This is a genomic window from Roseibium album (assembly GCF_001404515.1).
Taxonomy (GTDB): Bacteria; Pseudomonadota; Alphaproteobacteria; order Rhizobiales; family Stappiaceae; genus Roseibium; species Roseibium album.
Genome location: NZ_CXWE01000025.1, coordinates 1 through 2733, shown reverse-complemented (window position 1 = coordinate 2733; position 2733 = coordinate 1). Strand labels below are relative to the sequence as shown.

Below are 2733 nucleotides of genomic sequence, written 5' to 3'. Positions count from 1 at the left end.
CGTTGAAGCAAACGGGCGTGTTTACCCTGCTCCGAAGGTAGCGGCTGTTTCGATCTGCCTCGACGGTTGCGAACCGGAGTATCTTGATGTGGCGATTGCCCGTGGTCTGATGCCGACGCTGAAGAGGATGCGGGCGGAAGGCACGGACAAGCTGGCGCATTCTGTCATTCCCTCGTTCACGAACCCCAACAACCTGTCGATCGCCACGGGCCGGCCGCCGATCGTGCACGGCATCTGCGGCAATTACCTGATCGATCCGGATACGGGTGAGGAAGTGATGATGAATGACGTGCGCTTCCTGCGTGCGCCGACGCTGTTCTCCAGGTTCTACGAGGCCGGGGCCCGGGTTGCCGTGGTGACTGCCAAGGACAAGCTGCGGGCGCTCCTGGGTGCCGGGTTGAAGTTCGACGAGGGCCGAGCGATCTGCTTCTCCTCGGAAAAGTCCGATCAGGCAACGCTTGCCGAAAACGGCATCGACGATGCCTCCAGGTGGCTCGGCATGGACGTGCCGGAAGTCTACTCCGCCGAACTGTCGGAATTCGTGTTCGCCGCCGGGGTGAAGCTCCTGACGGAATTCAAGCCGGATGTGATGTACCTGTCGACCACCGACTACATTCAGCACAAGTTCGCTCCGGACCAGCAGGGCGCGCTCGACTTCTATGCCATGTTCGACAGGTACCTGGCACAGCTGGACGAGCTGGGCGCGGCCATCGTTGTCACCGCCGACCACGGTATGAAGCCGAAGCATCTGGCCGACGGCTCCCCCGCCGTCGTCTATGTACAGGACCTGATGGACGACTGGCTGGGCAAGGACAAGGCCCGTGTGATCCTGCCGATCACCGACCCTTATGTCGTGCACCACGGTGCTCTTGGTTCCTTTGCCACCACCTACCTGCCGGAGGGCGCCGACCAGGCCGGCATCATTGCCAGGCTGCGCGCGACCGACGGCATCACCCATGTGCTGACCAGGGAGGAGGCCATCCGGGAATTCGAGCTGCCGGGCGACAGGATCGGCGACCTGGTGATGGTCTCGGGCGAGAACATCTGCATCGGCACATCCGCGCACCGTCACGACCTTGCGGCGCTGAAGGAGCCCCTGAGAAGCCACGGCGGGCTGACCGAGCAGGTGGTCCCGTTCATCGTCAATCGCAAGATCGAACTGCCGGAGGCTCCGACCTTGCGCAATTTCGACGCCTTCTTTTATGCAACCAAAGCAGCGGCCCAGTGAGATGACCATCAACGTAGAAATCCGCAACGAGGGCATGCGCATTGGCGGTGAAAAGGTGTTCACCGACGACGTCGTGCCCGTACATTACCCCTATACGGACGAGATCATCGGAACCGTACCGGCCGGAGGGGCCGGGCACGCCGCGCGCGCGTTCCAGATCGCAGCCGACTACACACCGGTATTGACCCGCTACGAGCGCCAGCAGATCCTGTTCCGCGCCGCCGAACTGATCCGCGAGAAGCGCGACTGGCTGGCAAAATGGCTGACGCTGGAACTGGGCATCTGCCACCAGCATGCGCTCTACGAGACAGGCCGGTCGTATGACGTGTTCACCCTGGCCGGCCAGATGGCGATCCTGGATGACGGCCAGATCTTTTCCTGCGACCTGACCCCCCAGGGCAAGGACCGCAAGATCTTCACCAAGCGCGAGCCGGTGCGGGCGATATCGGCGATCACGCCGTTCAACCATCCGCTCAACATGGTCAGTCACAAGATCGCCCCGGCGATCGCCACCAACAACTGCGTTGTCTGCAAGCCGACGGAGCTGACCCCGCTGACGGCAATCGCGCTGGCCGATATCCTCTACGAGGCCGGCCTGCCGCACGAAATGTTCCAGATCGTCACCGGCTGGCCGAAGGACATCGGTGATGAAATGATCACCAACGACAACATCGACATCATCACCTTCACCGGCGGTGTGCCGGTGGGCAAGATGATCGCCGACAAGGCCGGCTACAAGCGGACCGCGCTGGAGCTTGGTGGCAACGACCCCCTGATCATCCTCAACGACCTGTCCGATGCGGACCTGGAAAAGGCCGCGACGATTGCCGTTGCCGGAGCGACCGGCAACTCCGGCCAGCGATGCACCGCGGTCAAGCGTATCCTGGTTCAGGAAAGCGTCGCGGACCGCTTCGTTCCCAAGGTCCTGGAAAAGGCCAGGGCGATAAAGTTCGGCGACCCGATGGACCCGGACACCCAGCTCGGCTGCGTGGTCCATGCCCGGGCGGCCGAACTGTTCGAAAAGCGGGTCCTGATGGCAGCTGAGGAAGGGGCCGAGATCCTTTATCATCCCGGCCGACAGGGCGCCCTGCTGCCGCCGATCGTGGTGGACAGGGTTCCACACGGCTCGGAACTGGTCATGGAAGAGACATTCGGCCCGATCGTGCCGATCGTTCGTGTTCCCGACAATGACGAGGAGGTCATGGCGATTTCCAACTCGACCGAATTCGGCCTGAGCTCGGGTGTGTGCACCAACGACCTCAACCGGGCCATCGCCTATATCAACGGTCTCAATGTCGGCACGTGCAACATCTGGGAGCAGCCGGGCTACCGCATCGAGATGTCCCCCTTCGGCGGCATCAAGGACAGCGGCAATGCCGTCAAGGAAGGCGTTCTGGAAGCCATGAAATTCTTCACAAACGTCAAGACATACTCCCTGCCCTGGCCTCGATAGACAAGGACGTTCCCCCCAAACTGCGAGGCCAAAAGGGCCTCGCTCTTTTTTT

The 2733-nt window shown here is 62.0% G+C and carries 2 protein-coding genes; both read left to right on the top strand.

Annotated features, from left to right (window positions below; genetic code table 11):
• Positions 1 to 1228, top strand: a 1228-nt coding sequence (gene phnA / locus LA5095_RS31675) for a phosphonoacetate hydrolase (protein ID WP_055391967.1), incomplete at its 5' end; no start/stop codon positions are given.
• Between the two features lies 1 nt (position 1229).
• Positions 1230 to 2681 (top strand): phosphonoacetaldehyde dehydrogenase, encoded by a 1452-nt coding sequence (phnY, locus tag LA5095_RS31670; RefSeq protein WP_082465667.1) that lies wholly within the window; start codon positions 1230 to 1232, stop codon positions 2679 to 2681.
• Positions 2682 to 2733: the final 52 nt, after the last annotated feature.